This is a genomic window from Arthrobacter gallicola (assembly GCF_014836775.1).
GTDB lineage: Bacteria > Actinomycetota > Actinomycetes > Actinomycetales > Micrococcaceae > Arthrobacter_B > Arthrobacter_B gallicola.
Map to the genome: position 1 here is coordinate 241,154 of NZ_JACSQD010000006.1, position 21,588 is coordinate 262,741.

Consider the following 21,588-nt stretch of genomic DNA (forward strand, 5'->3'; position numbering starts at 1 on the left):
TACTGGAGGGGTGAACCCATCTGTCTCCCGCTTTGGCCTGCTCCTCGATGTGGACGGCCCCATCGCTTCCCCGGTGTCCCGAACTGTCACCCCCGCCGTGGTCCGCCACCTGGTTTCGCTGGCGTCCGCCGGCTGGCCCGTGGTCTTTAACACCGGGCGCTCCGACGCGTTCATCCGCACTCAGGTGATGGAACCGATGATCGCCGCAGGCCTTCCCGGCGATGTGCAGGTGCACGCCGTCTGCGAGAAGGGAGCGGTGTGGTTCACCTTCGACGGCACCGGACCGGGTGCGGTTCAGGTCGATAAGGCGCTGGCCCTGCCTGAGCCGTACGCCGATGCCGTGCGGGAGCTGGTGACACGAAAGTATGCCGCCCACATGTTCTTCGACGAGACCAAGCTCGCCATGGTCTCGGTGGAACAGAACGTCGACGTCGCGAACGCCGACTACCTTACGGAACAGGAAACGTTCGACGCCGATGCCCTGGCGCTGATGTCCAGCTTCGACATGGGTGTGTGCCGCCTGGACCACCACGCTCCTGATTCAGACGATTCCGTGGACTACCGGATCGATCCCACCATCATTTCCACCGATATCGAGGCGCTCGGCGTGGGCAAGGACCTCGGCGCCAGGCGGGCGCTGTCCCTGCTGGAAGCTGCCGGGACGCCGGTTCCCCGGACCTGGCGGACCGTCGGAGACTCCCGGACGGACTACGCGATGGCCGATGAGCTGCATACCCTGGGCTTCGACGTCGCGCACGTGGATGTCCGGCCAGCCGACGGAGTGCCCGCTAAGCCGTACCCGGTGCTCTCGGCGCCCGGACTGATCCACGACGACGCCGGAGAGGCGTTCCTGGCCCGGTGGGTTGCGATGGCTGCCGGGCTGGCGAAGGACGACGCCGGCGTCGTGTAGGTTCCGGGGGCGCCGGCCGACCGTCGATGTGCAGATATGGCGACCTTCCGGCGATTTTGGTCGCCATACCTGCACGTCCAGCGGGGGTCCGGCGAGCGGAAGTCGCCGGCCAGTTTCCTGCGAGGAACCCCGAATATGACGCGCAGCAGGCTGGCGGAATCAACAAACCCGCAGGTCACAGCCTTATGACTCCATGTTGCGTAACATTTGATTCCCAGTTGACAAGCTCCGGTGCTAATTTGCGGGAATGAGCGATCACCCCACATCGATTCCCGTCCTGGACCTCAGCACCGCCCGCTCCGCGGACGGATCCTTCAATCCGCAGTTCATTGACCAGCTGCGCGAAGCGACCCATAAGATCGGGTTCTTCCAGCTGGTGGGCTACGGAGCCGGCGAAGAACGGGTAAAGGACCTCTTCGATGTCACCAAGCGCTTTTTCGACCTGCCGCTGGAAGACCGGCTGGAGCTGGATAACCGGAAGTCGCCGAACTTCCGCGGTTACACCCGGCTCGGCACCGAACTGACCCAGGGCCGCCCGGATGCCCGCGAGCAGGTGGACTTCGGTCCGGAGCGGGACGCCGTGGCGGACTATCCCGCTGATCAGCCGTTCTGGCTGGTGCAGGGGCCCAACCTCTTCCCGGACACCGTCCTGCCGGAGCTGCGCAAAACGGCAATGGAGTGGGCCGAGCTGATGTCCGCGGTGGGTGCGGAGCTGCTGTCCGCCATCGCGGTCTCGCTTGAACTGCCCGAGGACCACTTCGCGGAGCCGTTCGAGGGCACCCCGGCCTGGATGTCCAAGCTCATCCACTACGTGGGCGGCGTGGTGAAGGAAGCCGGAACCCAGGGAGTCGGCGCTCATGCCGACTACGGTTTTGTCACTCTGCTGCTGCAGGACGAGGTGGGCGGCCTGGAAGTGAAGCCCCACGAGTCCGAGGAATGGCTGCCGGTCGAACCGATCCCCGGCGCCCTGGTGGTGAACCTGGGCGAGATGCTTGAGGTCGCGACGCAGGGCTACCTCTCCGCCACGATCCACCGCGTGCAGGCTCCGCCGCCCGGCGTGGACCGCTACGCCATCCCGTTCTTCTGGTCCCCGCGCCTGGATGCGGTGATCGATCCGGTGCAGCTGCCGCCGGCCCTCGCAGCCCAGTCCCGCGGCATCTCCGATGATCCGCAGAACCCGATGCTCGCTTCCTACGGCGCCAACGTGCTCAAGGGCTGGCTGCGTGCCCACCCGCAGGTCGCCTCGATCCATCACCCGGAACTGGTCTCCGCAAAGTAGCGCTTATGTCCGCGCAGTGCCGGCGCTGGCACAGGCACAGGCACAGCCGCGGATTATGACGACGGCGGCACGGCAGCAGGTGCTTTTGGCACCTTCCGCCGGGCCGCCGTCGTCGTTGCCCGGTTCTTCCTGAACGAAACGGTAGGGTTGGCCCACCGATAGAAACAGGAGAACACGATGGCTGAAGTCCCGGGTCCCCTCGATCACACGTTTACCGCCCCCATTGGGGTGAACATCAAGGGTGATGTCTGGTCCTGCGTGGAGATGCCCGGATCCGCCGGGTTTTTCGGCACCGGAAAGACCGTCAAGGTTGTTGCCACAGTGGACGATGAGCCGGTACGGGGCGGAATGATGCCCACCGGAACGGGCGGCCACATGCTCTCCATCAGCGCCAAGCTGAGGAAAAAGCTCGGCAAGGACATCGGTGACAACGTGACCGTCCACCTGATTGAGCGTCTGACCTAAGTCAGGCCTGCTGCGGAACGAGCCACTGGCCGCGGCGCATCACGCGGGCAGCTTCAAGCGCCGGTGTCAGCACCAGCAGATCAGCGGCGGCGCCGGCGGCGAGAACACCAATCTCCCGCCCGCGGCCCAGAACCCCGGCCGGAACCACCGCAGCCGAGGTGATGGCGTCCTCAAGGCTGGCTCCGGCGCGGACGGTATTGCGGACCAGATCCAGCATGGTGGCCGTACCGCCGGCAATGGATCCGGTGGAAGCCAGCCGGGCAACCCCGTCCCGCACCGTAACCTCGGAAGGACCCAGCTGGTACTGTCCGTCAGCCAGCCCAGCCGCGGCCATGGAATCGGTGACCAGGGCAATGTTCTGCGCGCCCAGCAGCTCGAACATGGTGCCCACGAGGTAGGGATCCAGATGCGTGTTGTCGGTGATGAGCTCCACCGCCGCACCGCCGGCTTTCGCTGCCCGCAGGCAGGCCGACAATGCCCCGGGGGCCCGGTGGTGCATGGGGTCCATCCCGTTGAACAGGTGAGTGACCGTGGGACGCGCCGCCGGCAGACCGGACGTGACCAGGAACTCCCTGGCCAGCTCCAGGGACTGGCCGGCTTCGGCCGGTGAGCAGGCGGTATGACCCAGGGACGGAACCACACCGTTCTCGGCCAGCAGCTCCACCAGCGCTGCCGCCCCGGGCAGTTCCGGTGCGTAGGTCATGGTGCGCAGCTGGCCGCGTGCTGCGCTGATGAATTCCCGGGCCAGTCCGAGGTCCGGATCCCGCAGCCACCGGGGGTCCTGGGCACCGCAGCGGGCTTCAGCGAGGAACGGGCCCTCCAGATGCAGCCCCGCTACCAGGCCTTCCTCCGCCAGGTCCGCGAGCAGGGCAAGCTGCCGCAGGAGAGTCTGCGGAGCAGAAGTCACCAGGCTGGCCATCACCGTGGTGGTGCCGGTGGCGTGCAACGCTTCGACAGCCCGGCGGGCCTCCTGCGCATCCGCCCCGGAAAAGTCGACGCCGTAGCCTCCGTGGCAGTGCAGATCGATCAGTCCGGGGATCATCACCTCACCGGCAGCAAGCTCCACGGTGACATCGCCCGGACGCGGTGACACTGCGCTGCCTGGTCCCACATAGCTGAACTCTTCGCCGTCCACCACAACCGCGGTGTCCCCCAGGAGCCGGGCCCCGTTAACCCCGTCTCCGCGCAGCGCAGTCCCCCGCAGGATAGTGCGCGCACGGTCGCCGGCAGGGTGCCCGTGCTGCGCGGAACTACGGTCCGCCTCTGCCTGGGTGCGGTGAGGCTGCGCGGGGTTGATGGTCATTCGGTGCCCTTTCGGTGGGAGCTGGCTCGGCTAGAGCAGCGACGCAGCGGCGGCGTCGGCGAGGACAGTGACCCGGCCGTGCAGCTGCAGGACGGAGGCCGGGCAGTCCGGGCTGACCGGACCCTGCAACGCGGCCCGGAGTGCTTCAGCCTTGCCGGCACCCTGAACAATGAGGAGCAGATGCCGGGCATCCAGAATGGTGCCCAGCCCCTGGGTGAGGCAGTGCGTTGGAACGTCCTCGAGAGAGTCGAAGAACCGCTGATTGGCAGTGCGGGTGTCTTCAGTGAGGGTTTCCAGCCGGGTACGCGAATCCAGTGCCCCACCGGGTTCGTTAAAGGCGAGGTGCCCGTTCCGCCCAATCCCCAGGATCTGCAGGTCGATTCCGCCGGCCTCCACAATCTGCTGTTCATACCGGGCACAGGCCGCCTGGTGGTCTCCGGTGTGCGGATTGGGCAGGTGGACGGTGCGGGGATCGAGCCCCAGCGGGTCGATGATCTCGCGGCGGAGCACCTCCGCGTAGCTCTCGGGATGGCCTTCCGGCAGGCCAACGTACTCGTCGAGTGCAAACCATGCCGCGCTGCTGAAGTCCCGCCGACTGGCAGCGAGGGCCTGGTACAGGGGCGACGGCGAGGACCCGGTGGCCACACCGATCACCGGCTTCGGCCGAGACGCGAGGGCTTCGAAAACACAATCGGCGGCAGCCGGACCGAGGTCACCAGGTTCCAGGCACGTCACGGGGATGGCAGCGGAGCTGGGCAGGATTGAGTTGTTCACTGGGCATCACGCAGCTTCGCCAGCTGGGCCCGGATGCCGTCGAAATGGCGCCTGAGCCGTTCGGACGCGAGGTCCTTGTCTCCGGCCTTGACGGCCTCCACAATGCCGCGGTGAACGGCTGCGTTTTCCACGAGGTTGACCACTGGATCCCCTCCCAGTTCGAGGTGGATCTGGCGGTAGACCTTCCAGAAAACGGACATCAGGTTGGAGAGCAGCTCATTGTTCAGCGGTTCGAAGAGCTGGTAGTGAAACCTCTCGTCAACCTCGGTGAAAGTCCTGCCTTCGGCGGCGGCGGCTTCCATGTCCCGGACCGTAGCCTCGATCTCGGCCAGATGCTCCGGAGTCCACAGATCCATCGCTTCTCCGATGAGCCCGGCTTCGAGTGCCTGGCGGACATCCACCAGCTGCAGCGCTTCCTTGCCCTCATGGCGCAGCGAGAGCCGGCCGCGGAAGGTCAGGCCGTCCGCCAGCGCGTCAAAGTTGGCCGGTGCCACGAACATGCCGAACCCGTGCCGGATCTCCACAACGCCCAGTGCCTGGAGCACTTTGAGGGCCTCACGCAGGGTATTCCGGCCGATGCCCAGCGCGGCCACGAGCTCCGCTTCGGTGGGAAGCGCGTCCCCTGCTTTCAAATCACGCTCCAGGATCAGCTCCATAATGTCGGACTGCAGCGCCCGTGAGCGGTTTTGAGCACTGAACCGGGCCGCCGGTGGTGAGGCGTAGGGGCTCATGGATCCTCCTGAGACAACGGAAAGGTGGGCGCGCGGGCTGGGCGGCATGTACGCCAGAGAACTACCCGCTTCATCCACAGGATATAGGATGTCCTACGTTTAGGACAGGCTGGCTGAGTCTTAATTGTGATTCGCTTGACGTGCTGTTGTGAGGAACCTTACAGTTCTGAACAAGCATCGGACATCCTACGTCCGATAAGTGACATGGATGGCGAGGCAACAGATGAGCAACTCTTTTGAACCAAGCGCGCTGCTGAACGACTCAAGCCGCCGCAACTTCCTCAAGCTGGCGGGCGTCATGGGTGCCGCCGCAGCTTTCGCAGGTTCCCTTTCGGCATGCAGCCCCGGTGGAAGCCCAGCCACGGGCGGCAGCGCTGCCGCCGCTGAAGGCACGGGATCGATCGAGGCCGGTATTTCCTACCAGCTCTCAACCGGGTTTGACCCCATGCTCTCCACGGGAGCCACCCCCCTGGCCGCGAACCTGCACGTGTTTGAGGGCCTGACCGAACTTCACCCGGCAACCCGGGAACCGTACCTGGCACTGGCGGCAGCAGAGCCGGTCAAGGTCGATGACACCACGTACGAGGTGAAGCTCCGCAGCGGCGCGAAGTTCCACAACGGCGATCCGGTCACCACGGAAGACGTTGTCTTCTCCTACGAGCGGGTCCTCGACCCGGCGAACAAGTCGCTGTTTGCAGGGTTCATCCCCTTCATCGACGCTGTGACCGCCAAGGACGATTCCACCGTCCAGTTCAAGCTCAAATACCCGTTCCCGGGTTTCAGCCCCCGTATTTCCGTCATCAAGATCGTGCCGAAGGCCGTTGTGACCGCAGATCCCGCGGGCTTCGACCTCAAGCCGGTCGGCTCCGGACCCTACAGCCTGGTTTCCGCGGTCAAGGAAGACCGGATCGTCTTCAAGAAGTTCGACGACTACAACGGCAAGTACCCGGCCCGCGTGGCGGACATGACCTGGCTGCTGCTGGCCGATCCGGCCGCCCGTGTGGCTGCCGTTCCGTCCCGGACCCAGGCCATTGAGGACGTCCCGTACCTGGATGTGGACCAGCTTGCCGGCAAGGTCGAGGTGGAGTCCGTTCAGTCCTTCGGCCTGCTGTTCCTGATGTTCAACTGCCAGAAGTTTGCCGACAAGCGCGTCCGCCAGGCACTGCACTACGCCATCGATACCGAGGCCGTCATTACCAAGGCGCTGCTGGGCAACGCCACCCCGGCGTCGTCCTACTTCCAGGAGGGCCACCCCTCCTACACCAAGGCTGCCGGTGTGTACGGGTACGACGCCGAGAAGGCCAAGTCCCTGCTCAAGGAGGCCGGCACGGAGAACATCAGCATCACGCTGACCTCCACCGACACCGGGTGGGTAACCCGCGTGGTGCCGCTGATCAAGGAATACTGGGACGCCATCGGCGTCACCACCACCCTGGAAATCCTGCAGTCCGCGGCGGTCTACGCCCCGGAGAAGGTGGGCGGCAAGAACTTCGATGTGCTCTGCGCACCGGGTGACCCCTCGGTCTTCGGCAACGACGGCGACATCCTGCTCAGCTGGTTCTACCGCGGTGCCACCTGGATGGAAAACCGCGCCGGCTGGAACACCACCCCGGAGTACGCGGATGTCCAGGCCAAGCTGGACGAGGCCGTGCAGCTCGATGCCGACAAGGCCAAGGCCATCCACGGCAACGTAGTGGACATTGTCTCCGAGGAAGTCCCGCTGTACCCGCTGTTCCACCGCAAGCTGCCCACCGCCTGGGACGGCAACGCGCTGGACGGCTTCCAGCCGCTGCCCACGACCGGTGTCTCCTTTGTTGGAGTCGGCCGCAAGTAACGGCACATCCCCGGCGGGGCGCCCCCAACGGCGCCCCGCCGGACTTTTTTCCTGCGCATTGGAGTAATCGAGTGACAATGTTTATCCGCCTGCTTGGGCGCCGGCTTGCTGCCCTGCCGATCATGCTGCTGGGCGTGACGGTCATGGTGTTCATCGTGCTGTCCGTGGTTCCAGCAGACCGCGCCACCGCCGTTCTGGGCGAGAACGCCAGCGAGGAAGCCAAAGAGGCCTGGCGCGAAGAACGCGGCCTTAACGCTTCACTGGTCGTCCAGTTCCTGCGCTACCTGGGCGGCGTTATCCGGCTGGATTTCGGCGTCACCAATCCGCCCGAAGAGTCCGTGGCCACCAAAATCGCCTCCGCCTTCCCGGTCACCCTGCAGCTGACCTTCCTGGGCATCGTGCTGGCCGTTGTCCTGGCCCTCACGCTCGGCATCACCGCCGCCCTGTACCGGGACCGCTGGCCGGACCAGGCCATCCGCATCTTCTCCATCGCGGCCATCGCCACCCCGTCCTTCTGGCTGGCGATCCTGCTGATCCAGTGGTTCGCCCTGCCTGAGGGATCCATCTTCCCCACCGGCGGGCTGGCCTGGGCAGAACAGTACGGGTTCGTGGGCTGGCTCTACTCCATGGCCCTGCCGGCACTGGCCCTGGGCATTCCCGTCTCGGCGTCACTCATCCGCGTGGTGCGCACCTCCATGGTGGAGGAGCTGGACCGCGACTATGTCCGCACCGCCATCGGCAACGGAGTCCCCTACCGCACCGTGGTGGCCCGCAACGTCCTGCGCAACGCCCTGGTCACCCCGGTCACCGTGCTGGGCCTGCGCGTCGGCTACCTGCTCGGCGGCGCCGTCGTCATCGAAAAAATCTTCAGCCTCAACGGCATGGGCGACCTGATTGTGGTGGGCCTGACGACGTCGGACACCAACCTGGTCCAGGGCGCGGTGCTCACCATCGCCGTCGCCTTTGTCCTGGTCAACATTGTGGTTGACCTGCTCTACCTGGCCATCAACCCCCGAATCCGGACGGTGTAACCATGCGCAACTCACTGGCCGAACGGCTCAGCAATACCGGAGCACGCTTCACCGCTCTGAACCTCAGTTCCAAACTCGCCCTCGGATTCCTGGCGTTTATCGTCCTGGTCGCGATCGTCGGGCCCTTCTTTGCCCCGTTCGGCGAGAACGAATCCAGCGCACCCGTGCTCCCGCCGAGCAGCGAGCACCTCTTCGGCACCGACGGCTCCAGCTACGACGTGTTCTCCCGCCTGCTCTACGGAGCCCGGGTGTCCATCGCCATCGGCCTCGGCGCCGTCGCCCTGGCCCTGATCCTGGGCTCCATCCTCGGCGCCGTCGCCGCGACGTCGCGCAAGGCCGTGAGCGAAACCGTGATGCGCATCCTCGACATCATGATGGCCTTCCCCGGTATCGCTCTGGCCGCCGCCCTGCTGTTCGCGCTGCGCGACCACTCACTGAACCTCTTCGGCTCCACCGTTCCGGTGATCATCCTCGCGATCGCCATTGTTTACACCCCGCAGCTGGCCCGCGTGGTCCGGGCGAACGTGCTGGCCCAGTACGGTGAGGACTACGTCCGCGCCGAGCGCGTGATCGGCGCCAGCCGCACCTACATTCTGCTCAAGCACATCGCCCGCAACTGCGCCGCCCCCGTGCTGGTCTTCGCCACCGTGATGGTCGCCGACGCCATCATCCTGGAAGCCTCCCTATCCTTCCTGGGCGCCGGCGTGCAGCAGCCCGCCGCATCCTGGGGCAACGTGATGGCAGACGGCCGCAACGTCGTCTTCAGCGGCTCCTGGTGGCCCACCACCTTCGGCGGCATCACCATCCTGCTGACCGTCCTGGCCCTGAACATCCTCGCCGAAGGGCTGACCGATGCCATGGTCAACCCGAGGATCCGCAAGCCCCGGAACGGCGCACAGGCACCTGCCGCCGTGGAGGCCGTTGCCACCGCCGCCCAGCCCTCCGCCCTGGATGCAGCCGGTACCTCGCTGACAGAGTCCGACGGCGGCCGGCCGGCCGCGGAAGAAGCCCAGACCTCCCTGGGCGCCAACGTTCACAAACCCGGCTCGTTGGAAGCCCTCGCCGCCGAGCTGGAAATGCTCGCCGCCGTCGAGGCGTCCCGCACCGACCGGCTGCCCGCCGTGGCCGCGGACGCCCCGGTGATCCTGGAAGTGAAGGACCTCTCCATCCGCTTCCCGGAACGCTACGGCGACACCGCCATCGTGGACCGGGTCAGCTTCACCGTCCGCGAGGGCGAAACCATGGGCCTGGTCGGCGAATCGGGCTGCGGCAAGTCCATCACCTCCCTGGCGATCATGGGCCTGCTCCCCCGCACCGCGCAGCTCACCGGTTCCATCCGGTTCAACGGCAAGGAGCTGCTCACCAATGACCCGAAGGAGCGCGACCAGCTCTACAAGGGACTGCGCGGCGAGCAGATTGCCATGGTTTACCAGGACGCGCTCAGCTCCCTGAACCCGTCCATGCTCATCAAGGACCAGATGGCCCAGCTGACCCGCCGCGGCGGCCGCAAGAGCCCGCGCGAACTGCTCGAGCTGGTGAAGCTGGATCCGGACCGCACGCTCAAGAGCTACCCGCACGAGCTTTCCGGCGGGCAGCGGCAGCGTGTGCTGATCGCCATGGCGCTCTCCCGGTCCCCGAAGATCGTGGTGGCGGACGAACCGACCACCGCGCTGGATGTGACCGTGCAGAAGCAGGTCGTTGACCTGCTCAACGAGCTGCGCGAACAGCTCGGCTTCGCCATGGTGTTCGTCAGCCACGACCTGGCCCTGGTGGCCTCACTGGCCCACCGGGTCACGGTGATGTACGCCGGACAGGTGGTTGAGTCCGGCGACGTTCCGGACCTGCTGTGCGATCCCCGGCACGAATACACCCGCGGCCTGTTGGGTGCAGTGCTGTCCATTGAGGCCGGCGCCGAACGCCTGCACCAGATCCAGGGCACCGTTCCCTCCCCCCGCGACTTCGCCCGGGGAGACCGTTTCGCCGAGCGGTCGCTGCGGCCCGACGCCGATCCGAACCAGGTCCTGGAGTTTGTCCAGGTGGGCGAAACGAACCACTACTGGGCCAGCCATGAGACGTCCCGCCCCCAGGACCTCGTGGAATCCGGCACGAGCGCAAGGCAGGAAGCATGAGCAGCACCGATAACAGCAACAGCCCGGTCCTGGAGCTGAAGGGCATCAAGGTCCACCACCGGGCGCGCACCGGGTCCCTGTTCCGGCCCAACATCGTCAAGGCCGTGGACGGCGTGGACTTCACCGTGCACCGCGGGGAAACCGTGGGCATCGTCGGTGAGTCCGGCTGCGGCAAGTCCACCCTGGCCTCTGTCCTGGTGGGGCTGCAGGAGCCTACGGCCGGAGAAGTCCTCTTTCAGGGAACCAAGGTGAACAGCCGGGCTTCCTCCTCGAAGAAGACCTTCGGCCGCGCCGTCGGCGTGGTGTTCCAGGATCCGGCCACCGCCCTGAACCCGCGCATGACCATCCAGGACATCCTGACCGACCCGCTGCAGGTGCACGGGATCGGCAACCAGCAGACCCGGCTGGCCAAGGTCCGCGAGCTCCTGAGCCTGGTCGGCCTGCCGCAGTCCGCCGCCGAGGTCACCCCGCACCAGGTGTCCGGCGGGCAGCGCCAGCGCGTCGCCATCGCCCGGGCCCTGTGCCTGGATCCGTCGGTGATCGTGGCGGACGAGCCGACGTCGGCCCTGGACGTTTCGGTGCGGGCGCAGGTCCTGAACCTGCTCTCGGACCTGAAACGGGAACTGAACCTCGGCATGGTCTTCATTTCGCACGATATCCAGACCGTCCGGTATGTCTCGGACCGGATCTGCGTGATGTATTACGGGCGCATGGTCGAGGAGGGCCCCGCCCGCGAGGTCTTCGACCGGCCCACCAACGATTACACCAAGAGCCTGCTCGGAGCAGCGCCCAGCCTTTTGCACGTTTAGTACTAGAACCAAGCACTGGAGAACCCCTTGTCACATGCATCCACGCCCCGCTTCCACGGCGTTGTTCCCCCCGTTGTCACCCCCCGCACCGCAGACGGCGCCGTCGACACCGCCTCGCTCGAAAAGCTCATCAAGCACCTCCTCGAAGGCGGCGTGTCCGGGCTCTTCATCCTCGGTTCCTCCGGTGAGGTCCCCTACCTGACCAATGAGGAACGCGACGTCATTATGCGCACGGTTGCCGGCGTCAACGCGGGCGCTGTGCCCCTGATCGCCGGGGCCTGTGAGCAGACCACCCCGCGCGTCATCGAAGAAGGCCGCCGCCTGATCGAACTGGGCGCGGACGCCATCGTGGCGACCTCGCAGTTCTACGCCATCTCGGATGCCGCCGAAACCGAGACCCACTTCCGTTCCCTGCACGCGGCCTTGGACGTCCCCCTGTTCGCCTACGACGTTCCGGTCCGCACCCACTACAAGCTGCCGCTGCCCATGCTGGTCCAGCTGGCCCAGGACGGCGTCCTGGCGGGTGTAAAGGACTCCTCCGGCGACGACGTTTCCTTCCGCCAGCTGCTGCTGGCCACCAAGGATCTGCCGGACTTCGCCGTATTCACCGGCCATGAGGTAGTGGTGGACGGTGCCCTGCTGGGCGGCGCCCACGGCGCGGTTCCCGGCCTCGGCAACGTTGACCCGGCCGGCTACGCGGCCCTTTACTCGGCCGCCCAGTCCGGTGACTACGCCGAAGCCGCGCGGATCCAGGACCGGCTGGCCAACCTGTTCAACATTGTCTACGCACCCACCCCGGGCCGGGTTTCCCCGGGCGCCGCAGGGCTGGGCGCGTTCAAGACCGCGCTGATGCTGATGGGCGTCATCGAAACGAACGTGATGTCCGCTCCCATGCTGGCGCTCAATGAAGCCGAGACCGCTGTGATCCGCACGGTCCTCGAACACAACGGACTCCTCTGAGTTCCATGCGCCACGTCATCGGGATCGACCTGGGCGGCACCAAGACCGCGGGCGGCATTGTCGACGGCGCGGGGAACGTTGTGTTCTCCGCAGCCGTCGCCACGCCCGCGCAGTCGGGTGCGGCTGCGGTCCTTGAAAATACCGCCGCACTGGTCCGGTCCCTCCAGGGCGAGGCGCACCGGTTCGGCCTGGACGTCGACGCGCTGGGCATCGGCTCGGCCGGGGTGATCGACTCCGGCCGGGGCGTCGTGGTGTCCGCCACCGACGCCATCCGCGGCTGGGCCGGGACAGCGCTAACGGACGAACTCTCCACGCGGACGGGTCTGCCGGCCACCGCACTGAACGACGTCCATGCCCATGCCCTCGGCGAGAGCTGGCTCGGCGCCGGCGCGGGCGTGCCCAGCGTCCTGTTCATCGGCATGGGCACGGGTGTGGGCGGCGGCTATGTGCTGAACGGCGAATGCATCGAAGGCGCCAGCTTCACGGCCGGTCATGTGGGCCACTTCGCGTCCCCGTTTGCCGTCGAGGCCGGCCAGCCGCTGCCCTGCAGCTGTGCCGGTTCCGGGCATGTGGAGGCCGTGGCCTCCGGGCCGGCCATCCACGCGCTCTACCGCCGGCTGGGCGGAAGCACCGCTGAGTCCGGCCCGGCGGACACCCGCGGTGTGTACCGGCTGGCGGCCGACGGCGATCCCACCGCGTCGGAGGCCATCCGCCGCGGCGCGGCCGCAGCCGGGTCCGCGATCGGCGGGCTCGCCAACATCCTGGACCCCGCCGTCGTTGTGGTGGGCGGCGGGCTGGCGTTTGCGGGCCCGCTCTGGTGGGACGTCATGGAAGCCGAGGCCCGCCGCGAGCTGCTGCCCCCGCTGGCCGCCCTGCGGATTGTTCCCGCACAGCTCGGCACGACGGCGGCCATCCGCGGTGCCGCCCGCCGGGCCCTGAATCTCCTCCCCGCTATCGAAGGCACCCATGTTTAAGCTCGAAGCCCTCCGCTCCTCTCTGATCGTGTCCTGCCAGGCCTACCCGGGCGAACCGATGCGTGATCCGCGCACCATGGCGCAGGTGGCCCAGTCCGCCGTGACCGGCGGCGCGGCCGCGGTGCGGGTGCAGGGACTGAGCGATATCCAGGCGGCACGCTCCGCCGTCGAAGTTCCGGTGATCGGGCTGTGGAAAGACGGCCACGACGGCGTTTTCATCACCCCCACGCTGCACCATGCCCTGGCCTGTGCCAGCGCCGGTGCGCACATCGTGGCACTGGATGGCACCCGCCGCGGACGCCCGGACGGGCTCTCCCTGGCGCAGACCATAGCCGGCGTGCACGAACAGTCCCCCGCCCTGGTGATGGCCGACTGCGGGTCCGTGGCCGACGCCGTTGCTGCCGCTGAGGCCGGCGCGGACATCATCGGCACCACCCTCGCCGGTTATACCGGCGAGCGGGAGAAGACCTCCGGCCCGGACCTGGAGTTCCTCCACGAACTCGCGGCCCTGGACCTGGGACTTCCCGTCGTCGCCGAGGGCCGGATCCACACCCCGGCACAGGGCCGCGCCGCACTGGACGCGGGAGCATTCGCCGTCGTTGTGGGCACTGCGATCACCCATCCGGCCACCATTACCAGCTGGTTCGCTGACGCGCTGGTGCGGTGAGCTCCTTTTGGGACCGGGTGGACCCGGAACTGCTGCCGGGGCTGGCGTATTCGGAGGCGTTTCCGCCGCCGCTGACGCTGGCTGAACTGGCAGAGTTCCGCGCCCGTGCCGAGGCGCCGGCGGCCGCAGTCCTCCCGGCAGGTGTGGAGGTCCGGGACGTCTCGGCGGACGGCACAAGCCTGCGGGTGTTCACCCCGTCCGGACCGGGCCCGCACCCGGCAGTGTTCTGGCTCCATGGCGGCGGAATGATCGCCGGCAGCGTGGAGCTGGATACCGTGTACTGTGCGGCCCTGTGCGCCCGTACCGCAGCGGTGGTGGTGGCCGTTGACTACCGGCTGGCACCGGAGCATCCGTTTCCGGCTGCCCTGGAGGACGCGTTGGCGGGGCTGCAGTGGCTGTTAGGCGCGGCGGAGGGTCTGGGTGTGGATCCGCAGCGCGTAGCCCTGGCCGGCTCCAGTGCCGGCGCCGGACTGGCTACCGGGCTGGCGCTGCTGCACCGGGACCGGAGCGGACCGCCGCTCGCGTACCTCTATCTGATGTACCCCATGCTCGATCCGACGCACAGCTCCGGTTCGGCCCGCGAATTCACGTCCATTCCCACCTGGAACCGCGCCCACAGCGAGTTCGCGTGGAACTGCTATCTGGGCGCAGCGGCGTCTGATCCGTCTGCGTACGCGGCACCGGCGCTGGCGCAGGACCTTTCCGGCCTGCCGGCCACCCTGATCCAGACCGGTGAACTGGACCTGTTCCGGGACGAGGACATCGCCTTTGCGGTGCGGCTGCTCCAGGCCGGGGTTCCCGCCGAGCTGCACGTTTATCCCGGTGCCTATCACGGCTTTGAGCTGAACTGTCCGGACTCTGCTGCAGGCAGTCAGTGCCTGCGGGACCGGGACCGGGCGCTGAACCGGGCGCTGCACGGTACGTCCTCGGCAACCGTTCCCGCGCCCGGCCCGGCTCCGGCTGCCGGAGTTACCCAGATTTCCACCCCCTCCACCACCAAAAATTCCGCGGAAGGCTCACTGATATGAGACTCGAAGGCTGGCACATTGTCATCATCATCGTTCTGGCAATCCTGCTGTTTGGCGCACCCAAACTCCCCGGTCTGGCGCGCAGCGTCGGCCAGTCCCTGCGGATCTTCAAGTCTGAGGTCCGGCAGTTGAAGGATGAGGACGGCCCGGCCGCGCCCGTCACTGACCCCGTCACAGGTGCCGTCATTCCACCGGTTACTCCGGCTGGAACGGTTCCCCCGGTCAACACCGCGCCGGCGAATACCGTTTCTCCCGCCAGCACCGTTCCCCCGGCCAGCACTGTTACTCCCGCCAGCACCGTTCCGCACCCCCGGGGCTAGCCGGAATCAGTCCGTCCTAAAACTCCGGGGCTGCCGGCACACCATGTGGTGGCCGGCAGCCCCGGAGTTTTTTACTGGCTTGTGCCAGTTCAGCGGGTTATTTCAGCCGGACCGGCTCGCCCAGCAGCCGTCCCGCTGCGCTGCCCGCACCGGTGACGCTCCAGGACGTGTCCGGAACAAAATAACCGCGTTCCACATCTGCGGCGGTGACCGTGTGCGCGGGGGTGGCACAGGTGTAGTCAGCACCGGCGCCCAGGCGCTGGTAACGGCAGTTGCCCGCACCCGGCGGCAGGAACGGGCTGAAGTTGCCGGCCGTGGGCGTCACGGACGCCCCGGCTGTTCCGGTGTTGGTGACGGCGAACCGGTACGGAACCGTTTCACCCGCGGTGTAGGGGTTCGCGGCGGTGTTGCGTGCCGTATCGGTGCGGCTGCCGGTGACGGTCACGCCGGCGAGTGACGCTGCCGGGGCCTGGATTCCGGCTTTGAGTGCCACCGGGTAGCCGAGCACCCGGTCCGTGCCGGTGGCTGCACCGGAAACTGTCCAGGTGGTATCGGGCACGAAGTAGCCCTGGGCGGCTTCCTCCGCTGTCACGGTGTGCGCCGGAGTGCTGCAGGTATAGGAGGCTCCCGCGGCCAGGGACTGATAGCGGCAGTTGCCCGCCCCCGACGGGATCAGGGGCGTGAAGTTGCCTGCTGTGGGGGTGACGGCGACGGTGCCGGTGTTTTTGTTGGTCACGGTGAAGCTGTAGCTGACTGCTTCGCCTGCCGCATAGGGGTTGGCGGCGAGGTCCCGGGAGGTGTCAATCCGTGTTCCGGCGATCTCCACCCCGGCAATGGTGGTGGTGCTGGGCGCCGGGGCCGGGGTGCAGCTGTTCAGCCAGCTGTCACTGAACTTGGCGAACGTTATGCCGTTGCTGTAGCTCGATTCATACAGGACACCGATCTGGCCGCTTTCCAGCCTGGTCACGGTGGAATAGGCAGAGAAGCCGGAGCGGATGGTGCGCGGCACACCCCAGGTGGCGCCGTCGTCACAGGACACCCGGGCGGAAACGTTCTGCCGGCTGTCCGGATGGTCGGCGTTGGTGAAGATCAGCTTTTTGGCGTCGTCGCTGCCGGCCGGAGCATCCGGGAAGAGCCGGGCGATCGCGGCGTTGTTCGCGGGGTCGGTCAGAGCCGTGTCCAGGGTGACGGGCCCATAGGTGGCGCCGCCGTCGTTGGAGATGGCCACCTTGCGGGCGTTGTCCGCTGCGTTATTGGAGCGCGAGTTGAGCATCACGCGGCCGTCGGAAAGCTCCACGGTCTTGTTTTCGTCCATCCGGGTGCCGACATTGGCGCCCTTGACCCAGGTGGCCCCATGATCGTCCGAGTACACGCTGTAAGCCTGGATGGCGTTGGTTCCGTCGCTCTGCCGGATGTCCCCGGCGAACTGCTGGACCAACCGTCCGGCGTGGGCGCCGTAGCGCAGCTGGATGCCCTCGCCGGAACTGGCGAACATGGCGCGCACGTCCCCGGGCTGTGGGTTGGTGGTGCTTGATCCAGGCTTCACCACGTTGGTGATGAGGCGGGGTTCGCCCCAGGTGATGCCGCCGTCGCTGGATTCGGTCACCTGGGCGCTGAGCACGTTGCGGTTCGCGTCATCGTTGCCGAACGAGCCGCTGCCGAACCCGGTGTTCTTCGAATACACCGAGAACAGGAACAGCTTTCCGGTCTCCGCGTCGTAGACGAAGCTGGGATCACTGTAGCCGTACTTGCCGGCGCCGTTGTTGGCCGCGTCCGCGAAGCCCGCCAGGATGGTGCGCTGGGTATCCCAGGTGGCCCCGCCGTCGGTGCTGCGGCGCATCACGATCGAGTTGGGGTTGGGCGAGTCCGCCGCGTTGTTGGGCCGTCCGTCCCAGGCAGCGATTACCACTCCGTTGCCGAGGTAGCTGAGCGCCGGAATCCGGTAGGCGGCAAACGGACTCACAACCGTGGAGCCCAGATTCTGTTCGCTGAAGGTTCCGGGCGGATCGGTGGGGGCTGCCGCAGCGGGGACTGCTGCTGCCACCATGCCGGAGAGGGCTACCACGCCGGCCAGTGCGGCAGCGGTCAGGTATTTGAAGGGCCTTCGGCGGTTTGTTCGGGACATTCCGGTCCTTTCATTGGGCCGGTGAGCACACCGGCTTGGGGCTGCTGCCGCCAAACCGGCGGTAGAGCCAGCCCTCCGCCGGGACCGTCCTGAACTGGGCTTTTACACAGCTCGAACGAAATCCAACGTTGGACATCCTACAACCGTAGTGATGCGTCTCACTAGGAGCAATGCAGTCCGCCGCTTTTGGCGTCGCGGAACCGAAAGTTGCTTTCACTCGCGACCGGGTACAGCTGGACCCGAAGGCCGATTACGCCCTGATCAGGGACCACCGCACCAGCTTCACCGGTATGCACCGCTGTCGCTGATCCGGGGATCTGCTCATCTCCGGTTGAGAGACCCAATTAATGTGGGACGCTGCTTGGGATCACGACCTACTCATTCCCGTCGTGCTGGCGGAGGATGAACTCGGCCATTCCAGGGACGGTGAAGGCCACCAGTCCATGTTCCGGGGCGTAGATGAGACCTTTGGCAATGAGGCCTGCGCGAGCTGGCCCAAGGCTTTGGTGGCTCGATTGAAGGCGTTCGGCAACAGTTTTGGTACTGCAGGACTGTTCCCCGTCCTGTGCCATGGCGCGGAGATAATTACGTTCACTCCTGGTGGCCCGTTCCCAGCGGGCAGGGAAAAAGCCGGAATCGAGCTGACTGCGTCCGGCTTCAATGGCGAGAACGGCGTCCGTCTGCGTAAAGGGAGTCGCGGGCGCCAGATCCCAAATCGCCTTTCCATACTCCTGAATGAAGTAGGGATAGCCGACGGCGGCCAGAGCTAGTTCTTCGACGGCTTTTGGTTCAAATCGCGCGCCGAATTTTACGGCCGGTTCTTCCAGTGCTTGGCGGGCAGCGGATTCATCCAGCGGGCCTATCCGGCGGTAATCAAAGAGCCGCTCGGCGTAGGAGCGTGCTTCACTGAGCACTGCAGGAAGGTTCGGCAGGCCGGCTCCGATGATGTAGAACGGCCATTCCCGTTGGCCGGCCTGGTGCTGAACCGTGATCAAGGCTGCGAGCAACTCTGAGTCCAGGTCCTGCATCTCGTCGATGAATAGGCCGAACGCGCTTCGTTCCTCCTTCAGTGCGAGGGCGAGGTCCTCGACCATCTCCTCAAGATCGATTTCGATTGATCCCGAGTCGGCCCGTCCTTGCGTCGTTTCGAAGCCGAATTCCGCTCCTGCTACGCCGACCGTGGCAGAGAAGGAGCTAATGGTTTTCACGGCTTCTTTGATCCTCGAGGTCGCCGACCGCCGTACGAGTTTGCGCGAAGCCATCAATAGCTCACGGGCGAGTTTTTCACGGATGATCGAGGCGCCGGTGCTCCCAGACATTCCCTCCAGCCCGATGGTGAACCACCCCATATGGTCCGCGTGGGCGCGCAGCGAATTCAACAAAACGGTCTTGCCCACGCCCCGTAGGCCGGTGAGTACCATGCCCCGGCTGTGCAACTGCCGCTTACTGCGGGCAACGATAAGGTCGAAGGCGTTGATTTCGGCTTTGCGGCCGGTCATAGCGGGCGGGCGGAGACCGGACCCGGGCGCATAGGGGTTAAGCTCACTCTGCATGTAACGAAGTCTAAGCCAGTATAAAACTATAGCTATACATCGCTAGACAATCTTAGGGCCCCAGTCTGGTGCTCAGGCATCAGCAATGAAACCGCGGACATCATTATCATGACGGACGTAGTCAACCACATGGTGAGGCAACCCCCATCGCCGTGCCAAATACTGATCCGGAAAGGCCGACTGCCCCTCCTGCCGCCGGTTAGCGGCGCCCCAGGACGGCGACCAGGAAGTCGGATTCGACGTCGAACGGGCGCAGGTCCCAGGTGGAGAACTTCTGCTGCAGCGTCAGACCGGCAGCCGAGGCGTCTTCGAAGAACGTCCCAAAGTCATAACCACGGCCGGCGCCGAAGCCGACGACGATCCGCCCGTTTGGTGCCAGATGTTCGCGCATGCGTGCCAGGACGTCCGGTGCGGTACCCGGCGCGAGGAAGGTCATCACGTTGCCGGCGCTGACAATCAGGTCGAACGGCTCGGAGATCCCTTCGGCAGGCAGGTCCAGCTCAGCCAGGTCCATGGTGAACCAGGGAACGTCCGGGAAGTCCTTCTTCGCGGCTGCGATCAGGTCCGGGTCAACGTCCACCCCGACGACGTCGTGTCCGCGGCGGGCGAGTTCGCCGCCCACCCGTCCCGGGCCACTGCCGGCGTCGAGAATCCGGGCTCCGCGCGGCAGCATGGCATCAACCAGCCGGGCTTCACCGGCGAGGTCCGCCCCCTGCTCCCGCATCTTTTCAAAGCGTTCGATGTACCAGGCCGAATGGTCCGGGTTCTGGCGTTTTTTTGCTTCCCACAGGGTTTCTTTGCGCACCCTTCCAGCGTACGCGTCCCGGGGAGGCGGGTGGCTGTCACCAGGCCCGGGGTTCTGCCGGCCGGTGCTGATCGGTTAGTCCGGCACCAGCGAGATCCAGTAGCGCCGCACGGGAGAGGACCGTGGGGCATCAGCTTCGTCGATAGTTCCGCCATGGCGCTCAATGCCTTCGGCGGAATCAACGGCGTCGCTGGCCAGCAGCCCGAACCCATCCTCATGCATCCCCGGGCCCCACTCTTCGATGGCGTCACGCCAGGCCGCGTAGAGCTCGATGGTGGGCTCGACCAGTTCAGGCATGGTGCAACTGTAGTGTGCCGGCTTCCGTGATGCGGCAGGCCCCTCCCCCAGCCAGGTGAGGGTGCCGGAAACCATTGAACGCCACCGGGCGCAGGGCTGGTCCTGGCAGGGCTTTCACCGGAGGTGCGCGGTCAGTGCCGGAATTCAGTCTGCACGAATCACAGCCAGGAAGCCGGATCGGCGGTAGGTTGTCAGCCATGAGCGCGAGATTCCCATCCTTTGCGGAAGCCTGGTCCATGCGTGCGCAACGTCTGGGGAACAGGGCAACCCGCTCCTGGGCCGCGGTCTGCGCAGCGGTAGCGCTTGCCGCGTTCCTAATTTCCACCCTCATCGTGCTGAGTGACGCCATCCTGTGGCCGGGGGCGGATCTCGTCCGGCTCGTGGCGTCGGTATTCGTCGGCCCGCTGGGGCTGGCATTCTCCGTTATTGTGCTCTGGCAGCAGTCCGGCCGGATGGCTGCACCGGCTGCCTTCTTCACCGCTGTCAGCACGGTCCCCGCGCTGGGGCTGGCAACTGTGGCCGCAGCCAGCTGGTCGACCGGTTTCACCGATGCCGGCCCCCAGACAGGCTGGTTCAGCGGCGCCTGGTCTCCGTTGGCTGCCGCGGCCTGGACCGCGGGAACGGTCAGCCTCATTGCCCCGGTGCGCGCACTCTGGAATCCACCGGAATCCGTCTACGCGCGGGGAGCAAAAACCACCCTGCTCGCTGCGTTGGCGGCCTTATCGCTGGGCGTGCTTTATCTGACCGCCTTCCTGCTTGCCCCGCTTGCCGCCGCGGCTCTCTTAGCTGTTTCGCTCCGGGCTTCCGGTTCGGCCACCACGGACGCGGCCTCCGCGGAGAGTGCCTCCGCAGGCCCGGTGCGGCCCGGCGCACCCCTCCCCTACCAAGCAGCAACAGCCGCCCGCCGCACGGGACCCGCGGCTCCCAGACATTTACCGCCGTCGCGCAGGCTGCGGACGGCGGTTGCCGGGATTGGGTTAGCGACGCTTTTTCTTGGTGTGGGCTGCGCGGTGTTTGCGCTCACCGGGAGCCGCTGGCCGGAGCTGGCCGCCGATTCCACTGCCGCCATGAACCTCGGGCTGGCCGCCGGTGCACTGAATGCCATCCCGGTGGCCGTGGCGGTGGGGTTCGTGCTCCACCGGCGGTTTGGCCGGGTCATTGTGTGGTCAACTCTTCTGGTGTGCGGCAGTCTCCTGGTCGAAGCAGCCGCCCAGGCGGCAGGTGCAGGGCATCCCTCGCAGTGGCCGCTGACCGTTTTTGCCGGGGTACTCTTCGGATTCGCCCTGGCCCTCCCTTGCGCCCGGCTGGTCCCGGGACCCGCACTGCAGCGTTTCTGCGTGGTGGTTGGCGCAGGCTTGGCCGCTGCCTTCATCGGATTGAACGCTGTTGCCGCTGCAGGGTTTATTGCTCCGTTTATGTCCCTTGGCCTGCTGGCCTGGTCCTTCTCCTCGCCGCCGCGGAGATCGCCGGTTTCCCAGCCAGCCTGAGTCCGCCCGGCGATCCGGAACCATGGTTCGGAACCACCGACCCTAAATCACTGTTCGGAACCGCCGAACGGTGCTGCGGAAGAACCCGCTGGCCTCCGCTGTCCTCC

20 protein-coding genes are annotated in these 21,588 nt (G+C 66.4%); 13 read left to right on the top strand and 7 right to left on the bottom strand.

Going from position 1 to position 21,588, the window contains the following annotated elements:
• Window positions 1-10 precede the first annotated feature (10 nt).
• The 3 genes from H9639_RS13620 (at window position 11) to H9639_RS13630 (ending at window position 2,654) form a co-directional block, all read left to right on the top strand.
• Window positions 11-910: a hypothetical protein gene (locus H9639_RS13620; RefSeq protein ID WP_191808617.1), complete on the top strand. Its 900-nt coding sequence runs from the start codon at window positions 11-13 to the stop codon at window positions 908-910.
• A 247-nt stretch (window positions 911-1,157) separates the two neighbouring features.
• The gene (locus H9639_RS13625; protein WP_191808618.1) at window positions 1,158-2,189 is read left to right on the top strand and encodes an isopenicillin N synthase family dioxygenase; all 1,032 of its coding nucleotides are present in this window, start codon (window positions 1,158-1,160) and stop codon (window positions 2,187-2,189) included.
• 177 nt (window positions 2,190-2,366) lie between these two features.
• Entirely contained in the window at window positions 2,367-2,654 is a 288-nt protein-coding gene (locus H9639_RS13630) for a DUF1905 domain-containing protein (RefSeq protein ID WP_191808619.1), read from the top strand.
• Window position 2,655: 1 nt separating this feature from the next.
• Here H9639_RS13630 and H9639_RS13635 read toward each other — a convergent pair whose 3' ends face one another.
• The 3 genes from H9639_RS13635 to H9639_RS13645 are packed head-to-tail and all read right to left on the bottom strand — an operon-like array spanning window position 2,656 to window position 5,462.
• Entirely contained in the window at window positions 2,656-3,957 is a 1,302-nt protein-coding gene (locus tag H9639_RS13635; protein WP_191808620.1) for an N-acetylglucosamine-6-phosphate deacetylase, read from the bottom strand.
• A gap of 30 nt (window positions 3,958-3,987) precedes the next feature.
• A complete protein-coding gene (locus tag H9639_RS13640) occupies window positions 3,988-4,731 on the bottom strand; it encodes a glucosamine-6-phosphate deaminase (RefSeq protein ID WP_318242094.1) in 744 nt (247 codons plus the stop codon).
• Complete coding sequence (locus tag H9639_RS13645) at window positions 4,728-5,462, bottom strand: FadR/GntR family transcriptional regulator (RefSeq protein ID WP_191808621.1); 735 nt, start codon at window positions 5,460-5,462, stop codon at window positions 4,728-4,730. Before H9639_RS13645 ends, H9639_RS13640 begins: the two co-directional genes overlap by 4 nt.
• Before the next feature lie 223 nt (window positions 5,463-5,685).
• Here H9639_RS13645 and H9639_RS13650 point away from each other — a divergent pair, with 223 nt between their 5' ends.
• The 9 genes from H9639_RS13650 (at window position 5,686) to tatA (ending at window position 15,214) form a co-directional block, all read left to right on the top strand.
• Window positions 5,686-7,296, top strand: coding sequence for an ABC transporter substrate-binding protein (locus tag H9639_RS13650; protein ID WP_191808622.1), 1,611 nt, complete (start codon window positions 5,686-5,688; stop codon window positions 7,294-7,296).
• Window positions 7,297-7,367: 71 nt separating this feature from the next.
• Window positions 7,368-8,327 carry an ABC transporter permease gene (locus tag H9639_RS13655; protein WP_191749278.1) on the top strand — a complete coding sequence of 320 codons (960 nt, stop codon included), beginning with the start codon at window positions 7,368-7,370 and terminating at the stop codon, window positions 8,325-8,327.
• Between the two features lie 2 nt (window positions 8,328-8,329).
• Complete coding sequence (locus H9639_RS13660; RefSeq protein WP_191808623.1) at window positions 8,330-10,456, top strand: dipeptide/oligopeptide/nickel ABC transporter permease/ATP-binding protein; 2,127 nt, start codon at window positions 8,330-8,332, stop codon at window positions 10,454-10,456.
• A complete protein-coding gene (locus H9639_RS13665) occupies window positions 10,453-11,265 on the top strand; it encodes an ATP-binding cassette domain-containing protein (RefSeq protein ID WP_191808624.1) in 813 nt (270 codons plus the stop codon). The genes H9639_RS13660 and H9639_RS13665 overlap by 4 nt, the downstream gene beginning before the upstream one ends.
• A gap of 27 nt (window positions 11,266-11,292) precedes the next feature.
• A complete protein-coding gene (locus H9639_RS13670) occupies window positions 11,293-12,225 on the top strand; it encodes a dihydrodipicolinate synthase family protein (protein WP_191808625.1) in 933 nt (310 codons plus the stop codon).
• Between the two features lie 5 nt (window positions 12,226-12,230).
• On the top strand, window positions 12,231-13,199 hold the full coding sequence (locus H9639_RS13675) for an ROK family protein (RefSeq protein WP_191808626.1): 969 nt from the start codon (window positions 12,231-12,233) through the stop codon (window positions 13,197-13,199).
• On the top strand, window positions 13,192-13,866 hold the full coding sequence (locus tag H9639_RS13680) for an N-acetylmannosamine-6-phosphate 2-epimerase (RefSeq protein WP_191808627.1): 675 nt from the start codon (window positions 13,192-13,194) through the stop codon (window positions 13,864-13,866). The genes H9639_RS13675 and H9639_RS13680 overlap by 8 nt, the downstream gene beginning before the upstream one ends.
• Window positions 13,863-14,894, top strand: a complete 1,032-nt coding sequence (locus tag H9639_RS13685) for an alpha/beta hydrolase (protein WP_191808628.1) — start codon at window positions 13,863-13,865, stop codon at window positions 14,892-14,894. The genes H9639_RS13680 and H9639_RS13685 overlap by 4 nt, the downstream gene beginning before the upstream one ends.
• Window positions 14,891-15,214 (top strand): Sec-independent protein translocase subunit TatA, encoded by a 324-nt coding sequence (tatA, locus tag H9639_RS13690; RefSeq protein ID WP_191808629.1) that lies wholly within the window; start codon window positions 14,891-14,893, stop codon window positions 15,212-15,214. Before H9639_RS13685 ends, tatA begins: the two co-directional genes overlap by 4 nt.
• 97 nt (window positions 15,215-15,311) lie before the next feature.
• Here tatA and H9639_RS13695 read toward each other — a convergent pair whose 3' ends face one another.
• The 4 genes from H9639_RS13695 to H9639_RS13710 all read right to left on the bottom strand — a co-directional run bounded on the left by H9639_RS13695 (window position 15,312) and on the right by H9639_RS13710 (window position 19,994).
• Window positions 15,312-17,339, bottom strand: coding sequence for a sialidase family protein (locus tag H9639_RS13695; protein ID WP_191808630.1), 2,028 nt, complete (start codon window positions 17,337-17,339; stop codon window positions 15,312-15,314).
• A gap of 374 nt (window positions 17,340-17,713) precedes the next feature.
• Window positions 17,714-18,892 carry an ATP-binding protein gene (locus H9639_RS13700; RefSeq protein ID WP_191808631.1) on the bottom strand — a complete coding sequence of 393 codons (1,179 nt, stop codon included), beginning with the start codon at window positions 18,890-18,892 and terminating at the stop codon, window positions 17,714-17,716.
• A 199-nt stretch (window positions 18,893-19,091) separates the two neighbouring features.
• Window positions 19,092-19,697, bottom strand: coding sequence for a class I SAM-dependent methyltransferase (locus H9639_RS13705; protein ID WP_191808632.1), 606 nt, complete (start codon window positions 19,695-19,697; stop codon window positions 19,092-19,094).
• A gap of 75 nt (window positions 19,698-19,772) precedes the next feature.
• Window positions 19,773-19,994: a hypothetical protein gene (locus H9639_RS13710; RefSeq protein ID WP_191808633.1), complete on the bottom strand. Its 222-nt coding sequence runs from the start codon at window positions 19,992-19,994 to the stop codon at window positions 19,773-19,775.
• A 197-nt stretch (window positions 19,995-20,191) separates the two neighbouring features.
• On the opposite strand from H9639_RS13710, the gene H9639_RS13715 reads away from it, so the two are divergent.
• Complete coding sequence (locus tag H9639_RS13715; RefSeq protein WP_191808634.1) at window positions 20,192-21,481, top strand: hypothetical protein; 1,290 nt, start codon at window positions 20,192-20,194, stop codon at window positions 21,479-21,481.
• The last annotated feature ends 107 nt before the right edge of the window (window positions 21,482-21,588 follow it).